This is a genomic window from Pseudomonas sp. GW822-FHT04H02 (assembly GCF_058800645.1).
Map to the genome: position 1 here is coordinate 533,377 of NZ_JBXAMM010000005.1, position 17,742 is coordinate 551,118.

General features: G+C 60.6%; 12 protein-coding genes. 3 read left to right on the forward strand and 9 right to left on the reverse strand.

The features are described 5' to 3' along the window. Positions 1-5: 5 nt before the first annotated feature. The 4 genes from AC1RMG_RS24400 to rpsU form a co-directional block, all read right to left on the reverse strand. Positions 6-3,749, reverse strand: a complete 3,744-nt coding sequence (locus AC1RMG_RS24400; protein ID WP_493170430.1) for a bifunctional diguanylate cyclase/phosphodiesterase — start codon at positions 3,747-3,749, stop codon at positions 6-8. Positions 3,750-3,865: 116 nt separating this feature from the next. Beyond that, the gene (gene rpoD / locus AC1RMG_RS24405) at positions 3,866-5,713 is read right to left on the reverse strand and encodes an RNA polymerase sigma factor RpoD (protein ID WP_011063840.1); all 1,848 of its coding nucleotides are present in this window, start codon (positions 5,711-5,713) and stop codon (positions 3,866-3,868) included. Between the two features lie 67 nt (positions 5,714-5,780). Continuing rightward, entirely contained in the window at positions 5,781-7,754 is a 1,974-nt protein-coding gene (gene dnaG, locus AC1RMG_RS24410; RefSeq protein WP_019094980.1) for a DNA primase, read from the reverse strand. A 483-nt stretch (positions 7,755-8,237) separates the two neighbouring features. Next, positions 8,238-8,453 (reverse strand): 30S ribosomal protein S21, encoded by a 216-nt coding sequence (gene rpsU, locus AC1RMG_RS24415; protein ID WP_002551877.1) that lies wholly within the window; start codon positions 8,451-8,453, stop codon positions 8,238-8,240. Between the two features lie 200 nt (positions 8,454-8,653). Between rpsU and tsaD the strand changes: the two genes are divergently transcribed. Further along, positions 8,654-9,679 (forward strand): tRNA (adenosine(37)-N6)-threonylcarbamoyltransferase complex transferase subunit TsaD, encoded by a 1,026-nt coding sequence (tsaD, locus tag AC1RMG_RS24420; RefSeq protein ID WP_011063838.1) that lies wholly within the window; start codon positions 8,654-8,656, stop codon positions 9,677-9,679. A gap of 45 nt (positions 9,680-9,724) precedes the next feature. On the opposite strand, the gene plsY is transcribed toward tsaD, so the two are convergent. After that, the gene (gene plsY / locus AC1RMG_RS24425; protein WP_019094979.1) at positions 9,725-10,294 is read right to left on the reverse strand and encodes a glycerol-3-phosphate 1-O-acyltransferase PlsY; all 570 of its coding nucleotides are present in this window, start codon (positions 10,292-10,294) and stop codon (positions 9,725-9,727) included. 74 nt (positions 10,295-10,368) lie between these two features. Between plsY and folB the strand changes: the two genes are divergently transcribed. Together folB and folK are read left to right on the forward strand one after the other, a co-directional pair. Then, positions 10,369-10,722 carry a dihydroneopterin aldolase gene (gene folB, locus AC1RMG_RS24430; RefSeq protein WP_011063836.1) on the forward strand — a complete coding sequence of 118 codons (354 nt, stop codon included), beginning with the start codon at positions 10,369-10,371 and terminating at the stop codon, positions 10,720-10,722. Next, positions 10,713-11,228 (forward strand): 2-amino-4-hydroxy-6-hydroxymethyldihydropteridine diphosphokinase, encoded by a 516-nt coding sequence (gene folK / locus AC1RMG_RS24435; RefSeq protein WP_492585001.1) that lies wholly within the window; start codon positions 10,713-10,715, stop codon positions 11,226-11,228. Before folB ends, folK begins: the two co-directional genes overlap by 10 nt. Positions 11,229-11,274: 46 nt before the next feature. Here folK and AC1RMG_RS24440 read toward each other — a convergent pair whose 3' ends face one another. The 4 genes from AC1RMG_RS24440 to AC1RMG_RS24455 all read right to left on the reverse strand — a co-directional run bounded on the left by AC1RMG_RS24440 (position 11,275) and on the right by AC1RMG_RS24455 (position 17,445). Next, the gene (locus tag AC1RMG_RS24440; protein WP_493170432.1) at positions 11,275-12,504 is read right to left on the reverse strand and encodes a multifunctional CCA addition/repair protein; all 1,230 of its coding nucleotides are present in this window, start codon (positions 12,502-12,504) and stop codon (positions 11,275-11,277) included. Between the two features lie 66 nt (positions 12,505-12,570). Then, positions 12,571-14,133: a SpoVR family protein gene (locus tag AC1RMG_RS24445; protein ID WP_011063833.1), complete on the reverse strand. Its 1,563-nt coding sequence runs from the start codon at positions 14,131-14,133 to the stop codon at positions 12,571-12,573. Beyond that, positions 14,130-15,404 (reverse strand): YeaH/YhbH family protein, encoded by a 1,275-nt coding sequence (locus tag AC1RMG_RS24450; protein WP_011063832.1) that lies wholly within the window; start codon positions 15,402-15,404, stop codon positions 14,130-14,132. Before AC1RMG_RS24450 ends, AC1RMG_RS24445 begins: the two co-directional genes overlap by 4 nt. Positions 15,405-15,522: 118 nt before the next feature. Next, positions 15,523-17,445 (reverse strand): PrkA family serine protein kinase, encoded by a 1,923-nt coding sequence (locus tag AC1RMG_RS24455; protein ID WP_011063831.1) that lies wholly within the window; start codon positions 17,443-17,445, stop codon positions 15,523-15,525. Between the last annotated feature and the right edge of the window lie 297 nt (positions 17,446-17,742).

A 17,742-nucleotide genomic window follows, 5' to 3' on the forward strand; every position in this document is an offset into this window, starting at 1 on the left:
CCGGATTATAGCGATGGTTTCTCGGCTGTGCTATCCGAAAAATCGGAAACTCGGATCCGAAGGAAGGTCGTACAGAACTCCTCGGCTTCAAGGGGCAGGCTGACGATATAACCCTGGATCTGTTCGCAGCCTTCCAGGGTGAGGAAGGTCTGCTGCTCCTGGTTTTCCACGCCTTCGGCAATCACCGTGAACTGCATGCTGCGCCCCAGGGCGATGATGGCGCGGACAATCGCCACGTCGTGGGGGTCGTCCGGCAGCCCGCGGACAAAGGACTGGTCGATCTTGAGAAAGTCCAGGGGCAGGCGCTTGAGGTAGCTGAGGGACGAGTAGCCGGTGCCGAAGTCGTCGATGGCCAGTTGCACGCCCAGGCGCTTGAGCTGATGCAGCACTTCCAGGGCTTCTTCGGCCTGGCTCATGATGAAATTCTCGGTGATCTCCAGCTGTAGCATTCCGGGCTGCAGGTCATAGTCGCGCAGCAGTTGCTCGATGCGCCCCAGCAGGTTGGGCTGGCGCAACTGGGCGCCGGCGAGGTTCACCGACAGCGGGCCGAAATCCTCAAAGCGCCGGTTCCAGTTGTTGAGTTGCAGGCAGGCCTGTTCCAGTACCCAGTCGCCGATCAGCAGGATCATGCCGTTTTCTTCGGCCAGGGGAATGAAGTGCTCTGGGGGCACATCGCCGAACGTGGGGTGATGCCAGCGGATCAGGGCTTCGGCGCCCACCAGCTCGTGGTTGCTGAGGCTGATCTTGGGTTGGAAATACAGTGACAGCTCGTTGCGCTCTATGGCTCGCCGCAGCTCGTGCTCCAGGGCTACCCGTTCGCTGGCCTGGGCGGTCAGGTCGCGGGTGTAGCGCTCCACGCGGTTGCGGCCCTTGGCCTTGGAGCGATACATGGCGGCGTCGGCGTTCTTGATCAGGGTGGCGACATCGCAGCCGTCCTTGGGGTACAGGCTGGTGCCGATGCTGGCGCTGATGAAGAACTCGTGTTCGCCGGCCTGGAAGGGGGCGGTAAAGCAGTTCAGCAGCTTGGTGGCGATGTGATCGGCATCGCTGGCCTGGTGCAGGCCCGGCAGCAGGATGATGAATTCGTCGCCACCCAGGCGGGCCACGGTGTCGATATCCCTCAGCTGTTCCTTCAGACGCACGGCGATGCCCTTGAGCAGCAGGTCGCCCACCGGGTGGCCGAGGCTATCATTGATGTGCTTGAACCGGTCCAGGTCGAGGAACAGCACCGCGCCCTGGCTGCCGTTGTCCTGTTGGCTATTGAGGGCACTGAGCAGCCGGCTTTCGAACAGGGTGCGATTCGGCAGGCCGGTCAGGGGGTCGTGGTGTGCCTGGTAGTCGAGCCGCGCCTGGGCGTGCTTGAGGCTGGAAATATCGGCGAACACCGCGACGAAATGGGTGATCTGGTTTTCCCGGTTGCGCACCGCATTGATGGTCAGCCAGTTGGGATAAAGCTCACCATTCTTGCGCCTGTTGGATATCTCACCCTGCCAGTGGCCCTCCAGGGTCAACTGATGCCACATCGCGGCGTAGAAGGCGCTGTCATGCAGGCCCGAGGCAAGCAGGCGCGGAGTGTGGCCCAGGGCTTCGCGTTCGCTGTAGCCGGTGATTTCGCTGAAGGCGCGATTGACTGCGCTGATGCGCTGCTGGGTATCGGTGATCATCACGCCTTCGGCCGTGCTTTCGAATACGGTCGCCGCCTGTTGCAGCTTCTCCTGCATCAGGCGTCGGTCGGTGATGTCCCGGGCGATGGTCAGCATGCAGTCGTCACCGCCGATGGGCAGTGGCCGGCTCGACAGCTCGCAGAGGCGGATCTGGCCATCGTTGCGCCGGATATGGCAGTTGAAGTCGCGGACAAAACCATCGCGCTGCAGCAGGTCAAGCATCTGCTTGCGCTCATTGAGATTGACCCAGATGCCCAGGTCCAGGGTCGAGCGGTCCAGCGACATGGCGCTGTTGAAGCCGGTGATGCGACTGAAGCCTTCGTTGACCTCGATCAGTAGCCCGTCGCTCTGACGGGTCAGCAGCAGGCCATCGGGGGAGGCATGGAAGGCCTTGGCGAACTTCTCCTCGGAGGTCTGCAGTTGTTGCTGGGTCTCCTTGAGTTGGCTGATGTCGCGTACCACTACCACCAGCGCCGGCGTGGTGTCGAGGTCGAAGGGCTCGGCGGAGATCAGGCCGGTGAACAACTGGCCGTTATGCCGGCGAAAGGGCATTTCCAGATTGCGGATGCTGCCGGCCTGCAAGCGTTGCAGCAGCCCCGGCCCGACCCCGGGGATGCCCCAGATATTGAGCTCGGTGGCGGTCTGGCCAACCACGCTTTGCGCGCTCAGGCCGATCTGCTCCTCGAAGGCCTTGTTGACTTCCAGCAGGCAGCCGTCGGACAGCCGGGCAATCACCAGGATGTCCGGACATTGCTGGAACACCGAGGCGAACTTCTGTTCGGACAGGCGCAGGGCCTCTTCGGTGTGCTTGGTCTCGCTGATGTCGATCATCAGCCCGCGCATCACCGGTTCGTGGCCATGCTCGATCAGGCTGACGATGTCGCGCACCCAGAGGCAGCGACCGTCGGCGGCGATCACCCGGTAATCGAGGCTGTGATCCCGCCCGGCCTGCACTTCGTGGTCGCAGAAGGCCTGGGCCCGGGTCAGGTCCGCGGGGTGGATGATGTTGCGCCAGAAACCGGGAATCAGCCAATGGGCCAGGGGATAGCCCAGCAGGGCTTCGGCATGGGGCGAGACATAGCTGTAGGTAAAGTCGCTGATGCGCGCTTCCCAGGCAATCGCGGACAGGCTTTCCACCAGGCTGCGGTAGTGGTATTCGCTGCTGCGCAGTTCCTGTTCCAGGGCGACCCGCCGGGAAATTTCCGAGCTCAGGCGGCGGTTGATACGGATCACCACCGCCAGCACGGTCACCAGCAGCAGTAGACCGGGCAGGCCATACATCAGGACATCCGACCAGAAGGTCCTGTGGTCGAGCACGCTGCCCACCCAGTGTTGCTGGATGGTGCTGATTTCCTCGGGGCTGAGGTCGGCGAGCACCTTGTCGAGAATGCTTACCAGGACCTTGTTTTCCCGCGGGACGCCCATCGCCAACTGATAGCGGTAGGGGGTTTCGCCGCTGACGTAGAGACCGTCGAGCTTGAGCTGACGCAGGCTCCAGACACTGGAGGCGAGGTCGCCGACCACGGCGTCCACTTCGTCGGTGGCCAGGGCCTGCAGCGCCGAGCTGACATTGGGCATGGCCACCAGGTTCAGGTCCGGGTGGTGGGTGCGCAACAGTTCGTGAGGGGCGTAGTTTTCCACCACCGCTATCTTGAGGCCGTACAGTTCCTTGAGGTTGTGGGGTTGCGCGCCGCCTTCATGGGCGAGGATGACGATGGGGAAGTCCAGGTAAGGCCGGGTGAAGGCCATGTAGCTCTGGCGTTCGGGGGTCGACATGATCCCGGGCAGCAGGTCCAGCTTGCCCTGCTTGGCGTCCTCTAGCACCGCGGTCCAACTGGCGGGCTCGACGGGCTTGAGGTTTACGGACAGGCGTTCCTGGATCAGGTGGATGTAGTCCGCGGCCAGGCCCTGATAGCGGCCTTCTTCATCCCGATACTCGAAAGGCGGCCATGAAGCGTCCACACCCAGGCGCAGTTCCGGGTGAGTCTTGAGCCAGCTACGTTCTTCGTCGGTGAGAGTCAGCGCGCCAGCCGTTGCGGTCCAGGTGAGCAGCGCCAGCAGGAGCATGGCCGACAGTCTGGGCATAACCGTCTCGTTATGGCACGGGGAATGTTTCGAGTGTAGACCGGCTATGGGGCGGGGAAGGAAAGAAGGACGGGCTGCAAAAAGCAAAACCCCCAGCTGGGCTGGGGGTCTTGGGCTTACTCGTCGAGGAAGGAGCGCAGATGCTCGCTTCGCGTCGGGTGGCGCAGCTTGCGCAGCGCCTTGGCTTCGATCTGGCGGATCCGCTCACGGGTCACATCGAACTGCTTACCGACTTCCTCGAGGGTATGGTCGGTATTCATGTCGATGCCGAAGCGCATGCGCAGTACCTTGGCTTCACGGGCAGTGAGGCCGGAGAGTACTTCGCGAGTTGCTTCCTTGAGGCTCTCAACCGTGGCGACATCGATTGGCGACTGCATGGTCGAGTCTTCGATGAAGTCGCCCAGATGGGAGTCTTCGTCATCACCGATCGGGGTTTCCATGGAGATCGGCTCTTTGGCGATCTTCAATACCTTGCGGATCTTGTCCTCAGGCATTTCCATGCGTTCGCCCAGCTCTTCCGGAGTCGGTTCGCGACCCATTTCCTGCAGCATCTGCCGGGAAATACGGTTGAGCTTGTTGATCGTCTCGATCATGTGCACCGGAATACGGATGGTGCGGGCCTGGTCGGCGATCGAGCGAGTGATCGCCTGACGGATCCACCAGGTGGCATAAGTCGAGAACTTGTAGCCGCGACGGTATTCGAACTTGTCCACCGCTTTCATCAAGCCGATGTTGCCTTCCTGGATCAGGTCGAGGAACTGCAGGCCACGGTTGGTGTACTTCTTGGCGATGGAGATCACCAGACGCAGGTTGGCTTCAACCATCTCTTTCTTCGCGCGGCGGGCCTTGGCCTCACCGATCGACATGCGACGGTTGATGTCCTTGATCTCGGCGATCTTCAAGCCGGTTTCGACTTCAAGAGCGGTCAGCTTCTGCTGGCAACGGATGATGTCCGGCTGCAGGCGGGCGATGGCTTCGGCGTACTTGCTCTTGCCTTTGGCCAGGGCGTCGGTCCAGCTTTCATCCACTTCGTTGCCCGGGAACTGGCGCAGGAAGTCGGCACGTGGCATGCGGGCATCACGCACGCAGAGCTGCATGATGGCGCGTTCCTGCTGGCGCAGGCGATCCAGGGCACTGCGTACACGTTCAACCAGGCCTTCGAATTGCTTCGGAACCAGTTTGATCGGCATGAACAGTTCAGCCAGGGCCAGCATTTCGGCGATGGCTTGCTTGTTCTCGCGGCCGTGTTTCTTCAGCGCCTTGCGGGTGACTTCCATCTGGTCGGCGACGGCGCCAAAGCGCTGTGCGGCGATGACCGGATCCGGACCGCTTTCGGCTTCTTCTTCGTCTTCGGTCGCTTCCGCTTCTTCGTCTTCACTGTCGTCATCCGCTTTCGCGGTCTTGGTGTCGACAGGCGGTGGCACTTCGGCGGCAGGCGGCGTAATGCCGTCATCCGGGTCGATGTACCCGCTGAGAACGTCGGACAGGCGTCCACCTTCGGTGGTGACGCGAGTGTACTCGGAGAGGATGTGATCAACCGTGCCAGGGAAGTGCGCGATTGCGCCCATCACTTCACGGATACCCTCTTCGATACGCTTGGCGATTTCGATTTCGCCTTCACGTGTGAGCAGCTCTACCGTGCCCATTTCGCGCATGTACATGCGCACTGGGTCGGTAGTGCGACCAATGTCGGTTTCCACAGCCGCCAACGCTGCGGCGGCTTCTTCAGCTGCTGCTTCGTCGGTATCGGCTTCGGCCAACAAAAGGGCATCCGCATCCGGAGCACTCTCGAATACGTTGATCCCCATGTCGTTGATCATGCGGATGATGTCTTCCACCTGTTCCGGATCTGAAATATCCTCCGGCAGGTGGTCGTTGACCTCCGCGTAAGTCAGGTAACCCTGCTCACGTCCACGGCTGATCAACTCTTTGAGGCGAGACTGCTGTTGCGCTTTTCCGGACATAACACCCTATCCACTGAAGGTCTTGGCGGGCAAAAAACAAGCCGAGGATTATACCCGAGCTATGACCTCACGCGCCAGTTGAGGTCGGGTTTGATGCGGGAACATTGCGTTTTAGAAGCTCAACCAGCTGTTTTTTCTCTTCGCTGCTGAGCTCGCTTTGACGCGATTTCCTGAGAAGTTGCTCTAAAACACGCTCGCGTTGGCGAGCTGACAAACTATTAATGGTGTCGAAAAACTGTTGTTCAAGGTTATCTCCGTCGATCAGCCATTCTTTTTCCGCCAGTGCGGTGAGCAGATGCCCTTGCTGGGTGCCGTGCCAGCGCGCCATCAATTGATGAATAGAGCGTAGCTTAGGATTTTTCTGCACGGCTTCGATCAGAGCCACCAGCAACTGGGTATTGGTGTTGTCGTCATCGGCAAAATGCCCGGCATCTTCAACTTTTTCTGCCAATTGCGGGTGATGCAGCAAAGTGCGCAAGGCTGAAAGGGTCGGCGGTTCCACTGCAGCGGGAATGCGCGGGCCGCGTGGCTGGTCGCGATCGCCCTGGCGCTTGCCCTTGCCGTTCTTGTCCCAGGGTTTGTTTTCCCATTTCTTGCCGCCGGCATTTTTCTTCGGCGTCCACTCTTGTTGTGGGGCGTACGCCTCCTGATGCGGCTCATGGTAGTCGGCATAATCCGGCATCGCGTCGTAATCGATGCCTGCGTCGTAGGCGGGTGGCGCTTCGGGCGGTGCGCTGTGGGCCAGTTGGTTGACCGTTTCGTTGGTCAGGCCGGTGATTTCGCTCAGGCGCTGGCGCATCAGGGTACGCAGGTTGGCCCCGGGGATCTTCTCGATCAGGGGCGCGGCCAGGGTCGCCAGATGGGCCTTGCCTTCCAGTGAGCGCGGGTCGGCTTCATCGATCAGTTGCTGGAAAAAGTAATCGGCCAGCGGCTGTGCGTGCTGGTTGATTCGAGCGCGGAAGGCATCGGTGCCTTCGGAGCGGACCAGGGTATCCGGATCTTCGCCTTCGGGAAGGAAGAGAAAGCGCGCGCGGCGCCCGTCCTGCAAGCAGGTCAGGGTCGCCTCCAGGGCGCGCCAAGCGGCCTTGCGTCCAGCCTGGTCACCGTCGAAGCAGAACAGTACGTTGGGTACGATGCGGAACAGGCGCTTGAGGTGTTCTTCGCTGGTGGCGGTACCCAGGGTGGCCACGGCGTTGCGCAGGCCTTGCTGGGCCAGGGCGATGACGTCCATGTAGCCCTCGACAACGATGATTTCGTCGAGGTTGCGGTTGTTCTTGCGGGCTTCAAACAGGCCGTAGAGTTCCTGGCCCTTGTGAAAGACCGGGGTCTCCGGAGAGTTCAGGTATTTGGGCTTGTCGTCCCCCAGAACCCGGCCGCCGAAGGCGATGATTCGGCCGCGAGTGTCGCGGATCGGGAACATTACCCGGTCGCGAAAGCGGTCATAGCGCTTGCCGGTCTCGGCGTTCTCGATCAGCAGGCCGGCATCGATCATGGCTTTCTGCTGCAGGGTGTCGCTGCTCAGGTGTTTGAACAGGTTGTCCCAGCCAGGCGGAGCGAAGCCCAGGCCGAAGTCCCGGGCGATCTCGCCGGTAAGGCCGCGCCCCTTCAGGTAGTCGACCGCAGCCTTGCGCGCTGGATGGCTTTTCAGGGCCTGGCGGTAGTAGTCGGCGGCGGCGGTGAGCAGCGGATACAGCGGTGAGTCGGTGGGTTGCCGAGGCTTGCGCTGGCCGCGGCTGCTCTCTTCGCGGGGGATTTCCATGCCAGCCGCCTTCGCCAGTTCCTCGACGGCCTGGGGAAAGTCCAGGTTGTCGTGGTCCATGATGAAGCCGAGGGCGTTCCCGCCTGCGCCGCAGCCGAAGCAGTAGTAGAACTGCTTGTCGGGGCTGACGCTGAAGGAGGGGGTCTTTTCCTTGTGGAAGGGGCAGCAGGCGGTGTAGTTCTTGCCAGCTTTCTTGATTTGCAGGCGCGAACTGACGACATCGACGATGTCGGTGCGGTTCAGAAGGTCGTCAATAAAGCTCTGGGGAATAAGCCCGGCCATGGCGTTCTCGTCATCACTGCGCGCAAAGATAGCCCTGGCGACACTGTCGAAAGTTCAGGTGGCGGCCAAGCGTGAGGTTACGCGGCTCGACCCTGGTTTTCGGCGTGATCGCAGTCGGGAAGTGTATCTGCCGAACGTCCACTGACGTTAGTTTCAATCAGTATTCGACTATTTGAAGGTGTTGCGCTGAGTCCGACAGTGGCTTTGGGCTGGCCTCGGATAGCTCATTAAGCGGGCGCTGGAGAAGGGCGCCTTGGGCTGATCGTCTGTAGGAGTCAGATAAGGGTGTGCTCGTCAGTAGCCTTGGAAGGCTCGTCAGAAAAGACGTGCACCGCTGGCAAGAAGCCAGGTCTGACGTGGTGAAGCAGAATCGTCTGGGTCGCATGGGCGGCTTCGACGGTGAAGCATCAAGCGTATTCCGCAAATGCCATTAGCCCGGCTGAGGGCCGGGCTTGGCAGAAGCTTGCAACGAACGTCTGTGTATTAGTACAGACGTACGGCGCGGCGCTGTTCGCGCTGAACTTTCTTGGCGTGACGCTTAACAGCAGCAGCTGCTTTGCGCTTACGCTCAGAAGTCGGCTTCTCGTAAAATTCGCGGCTACGAACTTCAGCCAGAACACCGGCTTTTTCGCAGGAGCGCTTGAAACGACGCAGAGCTACGTCGAAGGGTTCGTTCTCTTTAACTTTGACGGCTGGCATCCAGAGCTACCTTCATTCATTACCGGGGTCAACGTTCTCGTCGCAAAAATCGCGGCTGAGGTCGTCGGTTTTTAAGGGTTGCGGATGTTAACCCCTCAACGCTCGGAATGCAAAGCCTCTGATCGAAAACCGCTGGTCGGGCGCGGGAGTGGCGACTATTATGCGCGCCTTCGAATTCAGCCTCTACAAGGCGCAAACCCATGCTAGTACTGGGATTAGAAACGTCCTGCGACGAAACCGGCGTCGCGTTATACGACAGTGAGCGGGGCCTGCTGGCCGACGCGCTGTTCAGCCAGATCGACCTGCATCGCGCCTACGGTGGCGTGGTGCCGGAGTTGGCCTCCCGGGATCACGTCAAGCGCATGCTGCCCTTGATCCGCCAGGTGCTGGCCGAGGCCGACTGCGTGCCTACCGAGATCGACGCGATTGCCTACACCGCTGGCCCCGGCCTTGTTGGTGCCTTGCTGGTGGGGGCTTCCTGCGCCCAGGCGCTGGCCTTTGCCTGGGGCATTCCAGCCCTGGGCGTGCACCATATGGAGGGCCACCTGCTGGCGCCGATGCTGGAGGAGCAACCTCCGCAATTCCCGTTCGTCGCTTTGTTGGTGTCCGGTGGTCATACCCAGTTGGTTCGGGTCGATGGTATCGGCCAATACGAGTTGTTGGGCGAGACCCTGGATGACGCCGCAGGCGAGGCATTCGACAAGACGGCGAAGATGATCGGCCTGAATTATCCGGGCGGCCCCGAGATTGCGCGCCTGGCGACTCAGGGCGTAGCGGGGCGCTTTGTCTTTCCGCGGCCGATGACCGATCGCCCGGGGCTGGATTTCAGCTTCAGCGGCTTGAAAACCTTCGCCTTGAACACCTGGCAGCAGTGCGTCAGCGCTGGAGACGACGGCGAGCAAACCCGTTGCGACATCTCCCTCGCGTTCCAGCAGGCGGTGGTGGAGACTCTGACCATCAAATGCAAGCGTGCCTTGAAGCAGACCGGTCTCAAACGTCTGGTTATTGCGGGAGGTGTAAGTGCCAACAAGGCATTGCGCGCCTCGCTGGAAAAGATGCTGGCTGAAATGAAGGGCAATGTGTTCTACGCCCGTCCCGAGTTCTGCACCGACAACGGAGCGATGATCGCCTTTGCCGGTTGCCAGCGCTTGCAGGCCGGGCAGCAGGAAAGCCTGGCGATCAGCGTACAGGCGCGTTGGCCGATGGAGCAGTTGTCAGCTCTCTGATTTCATGCGGGGAGGCTCGGGCTGATGCCTTTACATCTGAGGGATTCAAAAATGCCGTTCGCGCCCGGCAAACAGGTCGCGTAAATTGCCGCGGTGGCGCCAGACGATCAGCAGTGTCAGCACGCTCATCGGCAATAGCGCCTCCGGTTCCTGCCAGGCCAGCAGTGGCAAGGTCAGGGGGGTGGCGATCAGTGCGGCCAGTGAACTGGTACGAGTGAGATAGAAGGTTAGCGCCCAGGCGGCGATGGCCAGCAGCGCGGCCGGGGGGTAGAGCCCCAGCAGCATGCCGGCGGCGGTGGCGACACCCTTGCCGCCGCGGAAGCGGAAGTACAGTGGAAACAGATGGCCGAGGACGGCATAGAGCCCCACCCAGGCTTGTTGTTGCAGGGACAAGCCCGCGAGGTGGGCGATCAGCACAGGCACCAGGCCTTTGCACAGATCTCCCAGCAGGGTCAGGACTGCGAGCTTCTTGCCGGCCAGGCGCAGCATGTTGGTGGCGCCGGCATTACCCGAGCCACTCATTCGCGGGTCGGGATTACCCGTAAGGCGGCTGAGCAAAATGGCGAAGGACAGAGAGCCGAGCAGGTAGGCGAAAATCGCCAGTAACCAAAACATGCTAACTATTCCGGGCGAGGAAGCCCTGATTCTAACGGCGCATTGCGCCCTTGTCGTGCTGCGGAGAAGAGTGCTTGGACAGAGTGTTTATCGAAGGGCTGGAAGTGGACACCGTGATTGGTGCCTACGACTGGGAGCGCGGCATCCGACAGTGCCTGCGTCTTGATCTGAGCTTTGCCTGGGACAATCGCCCGGCAGCTGCTGGAGATGATCTGACGCTGGCATTGGACTATGCCAGTGTCTCCACCCGGATCCAGGCGTTTGCCGAGCATGCCCAGTACCAGTTGGTGGAAACCTTTGCCGAGCGCCTTGCCGAGGTTCTGATGAATGAATTTCACATCCCTTGGTTGCGCTTGAAACTGACCAAGCCTGGCGCCGTCCCGGCTGCCTCGGGTGTGGGTGTGGAGATCGAGCGCGGATGTCGCTGACTCAGGTGTATCTGGGGCTCGGTAGCAATATCGGGCGTGAAGTTCATCTGCGGGCCGGGCTCGATGCCCTGGCCGGTTTTCTGGTGGATATGCGTTGCTCGCCGGTGTTCGAAAGCCAGCCGGTGGGAATCAAGAGCGGCCCGTTCTTCAACCTGGTGGTGACGGCTTTTACCGACTTGCCTCTGATCGAGCTGGACCGGCGCCTGAAGTTCATCGAGGCCGATAACGGCCGTTATGCCCCTGATCGTAAAGGCCTGCCGCTGGATATCGATGTATTGCTCTACGGTGAACTGACCGGCAATTTCGATGGCCTGATCCTGCCCCGGGCAGAGATTCTGAAGAACGCCTTCGTGCTGTGGCCGCTGTCGCTGATGGCGCCCGAGCGGGTGCATCCGCTGGCGGGCAAGAGCCTCGGGGCGCTCTGGGCCGAGGCGCAGATCGATCAGGTGCTGGCCCCGGTCGCCTTCGAATGGCAGGGCATGCAACTGACCCCACCAGACCTGTAGCTGCACTCGACTAATCGCGGACCCGGCGGGGCGGTCCGCGACTCACTCAAGGCGCGTGCTGTTCCTTGTAGGCCTTGATGGCCTTCAGTCGTTCCAGCCTTAGTGCCTCGCCCAGTTGCGGCCCCTTGAACCCCTGTTCCAGCAAGGGTTGAACCGCCACCTTGCGCGCCGCCTCGGCGGCTCCTCGCAGGTAATCGGCCTGCGGATAAGGTCGCGACTCCAGCCCAAGACGGCCGCGAGCATCCATTTCGCATGCCGCTACGAACTCTTCGAAACGCTGTGGGCGTCGGAACACGTCGAAACTTTGCAATAGTTCCAGGAGTGTCGAGGCCTTGAGTTCCAGCGCCTTGTGGCCGTGGGTATGGTACTGGCCCACCAGCAGTGCCAGCTCCTGGCATTCCCGGGGCGCCTTGAAGCGTTCATTGACCGCCTTGATCAGTTCCAGGCCTGTGCGCTCATGGCCAATGTGCCGTGGCCACTCCTCCTCGGGTGTCAGGCCTTTGCCCAGGTCGTGGAGCAGGCAGGCCCAGCGCACGCTGAGGGGTTGCTGATGCAACGCGGCTTGCAGCAGAACGCTGAGGGTGTGCGCGCCGGTGTCTATCTCCGGGTGGTGGACCGCGGGTTGAGGTACGCCGAACAGTGCGTCGATTTCGGGCATCAGCACCGCCAGCGCGCCGCAGTCGCGCAATACCTGGATAAAGACTTGGGGCTGATCCTCCATCAGGGCGCGGGATATCTCTTTCCAGCTGCGTTCGGCCGTCAGGGCCTGAAGCTCGCCGGATTCACTGAGTTCGCGCATCAGCTCGAGTGTCTCTGGCGCCACGCGAAAACCCAGCCCGGCGTAGCGGGCGGCGAAGCGGGCGACCCGCAGTACTCGCAGGGGATCTTCGGCGAATGCCGGGGAAACGTGGCGCAATAGCCGCTCTTCAAGGTCCTTCTGACCGTTGTAGGGATCGGTGAGGCGGCCCTGTTCATCTTCGGCCATGGCGTTGATGGTCAGGTCGCGACGGATCAGGTCCTCTTCCAGAGTGACTTCCGGGCTGGCATGGAAGGTGAAACCGCTATAACCCCGCCCACTCTTGCGCTCGGTGCGGGCCAGGGCATATTCCTCGCCGCTCTTGGGGTGCAGGAACACCGGGAAGTCCGCGCCCACAGGGCGAAAGCCCTTGGCGAGCATCTCCTCTGCGCTGGCACCCACTACCACCCAGTCGATATCGGTAACCGGCCTGCCGAGCAGGCGGTCGCGCACGGCGCCGCCGACTTTGTAAATCCGCATAAAAAAACCTCCGTTAGCGCGACAGGATAACCCTTGTATCGCGCATCCGGAGGCTTGTTATCGGGCTTAAAGGTGGATAACCGCCAGGTCCAGGCGACCGTAGTCGTTTTCGTTGTGATCGCTCTTTGGCGGTACGTGGTGGGTTTTCATTACCTGGTCGCCCTGCAGGGTTTCCAGGTGAATGTCGAAGCCCCAGAGGCGGTGCAGGTGCTTGAGCACTTCGTCGGTGGAATCCCCCAGGGGTTTACGGTCGTGTTGCTGATGACGCAGGGTCAAGGAGCGGTCGCCCCGGCGGTCGATGCTCCAGATCTGCACGTTGGGTTCTCGGTTACCCAGGTTGTATTGCGCGGCCAGGGTTTCACGGATGATCCGATAGCCGCTTTCATCATGGATTGCCGGTACCAGCAGGTCGTCCTTCTGGTCGTCGTCCATGATGCTGAACAGCTTGAGATCGCGGATGACCTTGGGCGACAGGTACTGCAGGATGAAGCTCTCGTCCTTGAAGCTGCTCATGGCGAACTTGATGCTCGACAGCCAGTCGGTGCCGGCCAGTTCCGGGAACCAGCGCCGGTCCTCTTCGGTGGGCTCCTCGCAGATGCGTCGGATGTCGCGGTACATGGCAAAGCCCAGGGCATAGGGGTTGATGCCGTTGTAGTAGGGGCTGTCGAAGCCTGGCTGGAATACCACGCTGGTATGGGAGGTGAGGAATTCCATCATGAAGCCATCGGTGACCAGGCCCTCGTCGTACAGATCGTTCATCAAGGTGTAGTGCCAGAAGGTAGCCCAGCCTTCGTTCATCACCTGGGTCTGGCGTTGCGGGTAGAAGTACTGGGCGATCTTGCGCACGATGCGCACGATCTCGCGTTGCCAGGGCTCCAGCAGTGGCGCGTGTTTTTCGATGAAATAGAGGATGTTTTCCTGAGGTTCGGCGGGGAAGCGCGCATTGTCCTTGTCGCTGTACTTGTCCGCGCCCTTGGGAATGGTGCGCCACAGGTCGTTGATCTGTTTCTGCAGGTGTTCCTCCCGGTCTTTCTGCCGGCGCCGTTCTTCTTCGGCGGAAATCGGGTAGGGCCGCTTGTAGCGGTCGACACCGTAGTTCATCAAGGCATGGCAGGAGTCCAGCAGATCTTCCACGGCATCGATGCCATGGCGCTCCTCGCATTGCATGATGTACTGCTTGGCGAACACCAGGTAGTCGATGATCGAGCTGGCATCGGTCCAGGTGCGGAACAGGTAATTGCCCTTGAAGAAGCTGTTGTGGCCATAGCAGGCGTGAGCCACCACCAGCGCCTGCATGCAGATGGTGTTCTCTTCCATCAGATAGGCAATGCAAGGGTCGGAGTTGATGACGATTTCGTAGGCCAGGCCCATCTGGCCCCGGCTGTAGGATTTTTCGGTGCTGAGGAAGTGCTTGCCGTAGGACCAGTGGTGATAGCCCAGGGGCATGCCCACCGAGGCATAGGCGTCCATCATCTGCTCGGCGGTGATCACTTCGATCTGGTTGGGATAGGTGTCCAGGGCATAGCGGGCCGCGATACGGCTGATTTCACGGTCGTAGGCCTGGATCAGCTCGAAGGTCCATTCCGAGCCGGTGGAGATGGGTTGGCGCTTCTGCTCTCTGGCGGTCATGTCACTAACCTGCGCTGGAAGAGTTCACGGAAGACCGGATAGATGTCTCCGGCCGAAACCAGTTGCTGCTGGGCGAATGTATCGGAAAAGGCCTCGGCGATGCGTTCGTACTCGAACCACAGGGCCTGGTGCTCGCGCGGGGTGATTTCCACGTAGGTGTAGTACTGCACGAACGGCATGATCTGGTTGATCAGGATGTCGCGGCAGATCGGCGAGTCGTCGTTCCAGTTGTCGCCATCGGAGGCCTGGGCGGCGTAGATGTTCCACTCGTTGCTCGGGTAGCGTTCGGCCATGATCTCCTGCATCAGCTTCAGGGCGCTGGAGACGATGGTGCCGCCGGTTTCCCGTGAATAGAAGAACTCCTCTTCGTCCACTTCCCGGGCGCTGGTGTGGTGGCGGATGAACACGACGTCGATCTTGTCGTAGTTGCGCTTGAGGAACAGGTACAGAAGGATGAAGAAACGCTTGGCGATGTCTTTGGTGGCCTGGGTCATGGAGCCGGAAACGTCCATCAGGCAGAACATCACCGCCTTGGAGCTGGGGTTGGGCTGTTTCACCAGCAGGTTGTACTTGAGGTCGAAGGTGTCGAGGAAGGGCACGCGGTGAATCCGGGCACTCAGGCGCTCGATTTCCGCCTCAAGCTCCTGGATATCGCCGAAATTGTCCGGTTCTTCCCGCTTCAGGCGCGCCAGTTCTTCCTTGGCTTCGCGCAGCTTGGCCCGGCTGCTGCCGGACAAGGCAATGCGCCGCGCGTGGGCCGACCGCAAGGTACGGATGATATTGATCCGGGCCGGGTTGCCTTCGTTGCTGATCCCGGCTCGTACGGTCTTGAAGGTGTCGGTTCCGGTCAGGTTGCGTTTCACCAGGTTGGGCAGTTCCAGGTCCTCGAACATGAATTCGAGGAATTCCTCCTGGGTGATCTGGAACACGAACTCGTCCATGCCTTCGCCGGAGTTGCCGGCCTTGCCCCGGCCGCCACCGCCCCCACCGCCGCCTTGAGGCCTGGCAATGTGCTCGCCGGCAGTGAATTCCTTGTTGCCTGGGTGAACCACGGTCTGCTTGCCGCCACGGCCGTGGTGCAGCACCGGCTCGTCGATATCCCGCCCGGGAATGCTGATTTGCTCGCCATGCTCCATATCGGTGATGGAGCGCCGGCTAACCGCCTCTTCGACGGCCTTTTTAATGTGGTCACGGTAGCGCCGCAGAAACCGCTGGCGGTTTACCGTGCTCTTGTTCTTGCCATTGAGACGTCGGTCGATCACATAGCTCATGGGCCCCTCCGGGGAGCTTCAAGACATAAGCTTCAAGCGGTAGGCAGCGTTGCAGCAGAGCCCGCAAGGGCTCTACGGCAAGGTGCCCGCAGCTTGGGGCTAGAAGCTTGCAGCTGCTTTACTGCGACTTTCTGACCCGCAGATACCATTCGGATAGCAGCCGTACCTGTTTGTCGGTGTAGCCGCGCTCGACCATTCGTGTGACGAAGTCGTTGTGCTTCTGCTGATCCTCCTTGCTCGCCTTGGCGTTGAAGCTGATGACCGGCAACAGGTCCTCGGTGTTGGAGAACATTTTCTTCTCGATGACCACCCGCAGCTTCTCGTAGCTGAGCCAAGTGGGGTTCTTGCCGTTGTTGTTGGCCCGGGCGCGCAGGACGAAATTGACGATTTCGTTGCGGAAATCTTTCGGGTTGCTGATCCCGGCCGGTTTTTCGATCTTTTCCAGTTCCTCGTTGAGGGCCACGCGATTGAGGATTTCGCCGGTCTCCGGATCGCGGTATTCCTGATCCTGGATCCAGAAGTCCGCATAGAGCACGTAGCGGTCGAAGATGTTCTGGCCGTACTCGCTGTAGGACTCGAGGTAGGCGGTCTGGATCTCCTTGCCGATGAATTCGATGTAGCGCGGTGCCAGGTATTCCTTGAGGAAGCGCAGGTAGCGCTCGCGGGTTTCTGCCTGGAACTGCTCTTGCTCGATCTGCTGTTCCAGCACGTACAGCAGGTGCACCGGGTTCGCCGCCACTTCGTGAGGGTCGAAGTTGAAGACCTTCGACAGGATCTTGAAGGCAAAGCGAGTCGACAACCCGTTCATCCCCTCATCGACGCCGGCGCTGTCACGGTACTCCTGGATCGACTTGGCCTTGGGATCGGTGTCCTTGAGATTTTCGCCGTCATACACCCGCATCTTCGAGTAGATGTTGGAGTTCTCCGGTTCCTTGAGGCGCGAAAGCACGGTGAACTGCGCCAGCATCTTCAGGGTGTCGGGGGCGCAGTGGGCCTTGGCCAGGGAGCTGTTGAACAGCAGCTTGTCGTAGATCTTCACCTCATCGGTGACCCGCAGGCAGTACGGCACCTTGACGATATAGATCCGGTCGATGAAGGCTTCGTTGTTCTTGTTGTTGCGGAAGGTGTGCCATTCCGACTCGTTGGAGTGGGCCAGCAGAATGCCGGTAAACGGAATCGCCCCCAGGCCCTCGGTGCTGTTGTAGTTGCCTTCCTGCGTCGCGGTCAGCAATGGGTGCAGCACCTTGATCGGTGCCTTGAACATTTCGACGAATTCCATCAGGCCCTGGTTGGCCCGGCACAGCGCCCCGGAGTAGCTGTAGGCGTCGGCGTCGTTCTGGGGGAATTCTTCCAGCTTGCGGATATCCACCTTGCCCACGAGGGCCGAGATGTCCTGGTTGTTCTCATCCCCAGGCTCGGTCTTGGCCACGGCAATCTGGTTGAGGATCGACGGATAGAGTTTCACCACCCGGAACTGGCTGATGTCGCCGCCGAACTCCGACAGGCGCTTGGTGGCCCAGGGCGACATGATGGTGTTGAGATAACGCCGGGGAATGCCGAAGTCTTCTTCGAGAATTGCGCCATCTTCCGTGGCGTTGAACAGGCCCAGCGGTGATTCGAAGACCGGAGAGCCCTTGATGGCGTAGAAGGGCACTTTCTCGATCAGTTGCTTGAGTTTCTCGGCGAGGGAGGATTTACCACCGCCCACCGGCCCCAGCAGATAGAGGATCTGTTTCTTTTCTTCCAGGCCCTGAGCGGCATGACGGAAGTAGGAGACGATCTGATCGATGCATTCTTCCATGCCATGGAAGTCTTCGAACGCCGGATAGCGGCGAATCACTTTGTTGGAGAAGATTCGCGACAGCCTCGAATTGGTCGAGGTATCCAGCAATTCGGGCTCGCCGATGGCCAGCAGCAGGCGCTCGGCGGCCGAGGCGTAGGCGCTTCGATCCTTCTTGCACAGCTCCAGGTATTCCTGCAGCGAAAACTCTTCCTGGCGTGTGGATTCGAAGCGTTGTTGGAAGTGGCTAAAAATACTCATGACGTCACCTCGCTCGATACGTGGAGCCGGCGTCGGATCAGTCAGTCAAGTGCTGGCATGCAGCTGAGTTTCCAGCTGCTGTTTACCCCCCAGAACACTTTCAAAGCTATCGACCTTGAAAGCTAGTACCGATGACCCGCTCGCCGGTGTACCGGCTCTCCCCTGATTTGGATGGCCTGAGGCTAAGGATAGTTCGGAATCCGGGAGGTCAAGGCGAGATGGGGAATTAGTTGCCCGCTACCGTTCGTCTGGTACTGCGTCAGCCCGCGTCGTACGCGGGCTAGAGCGTCGGAAAAA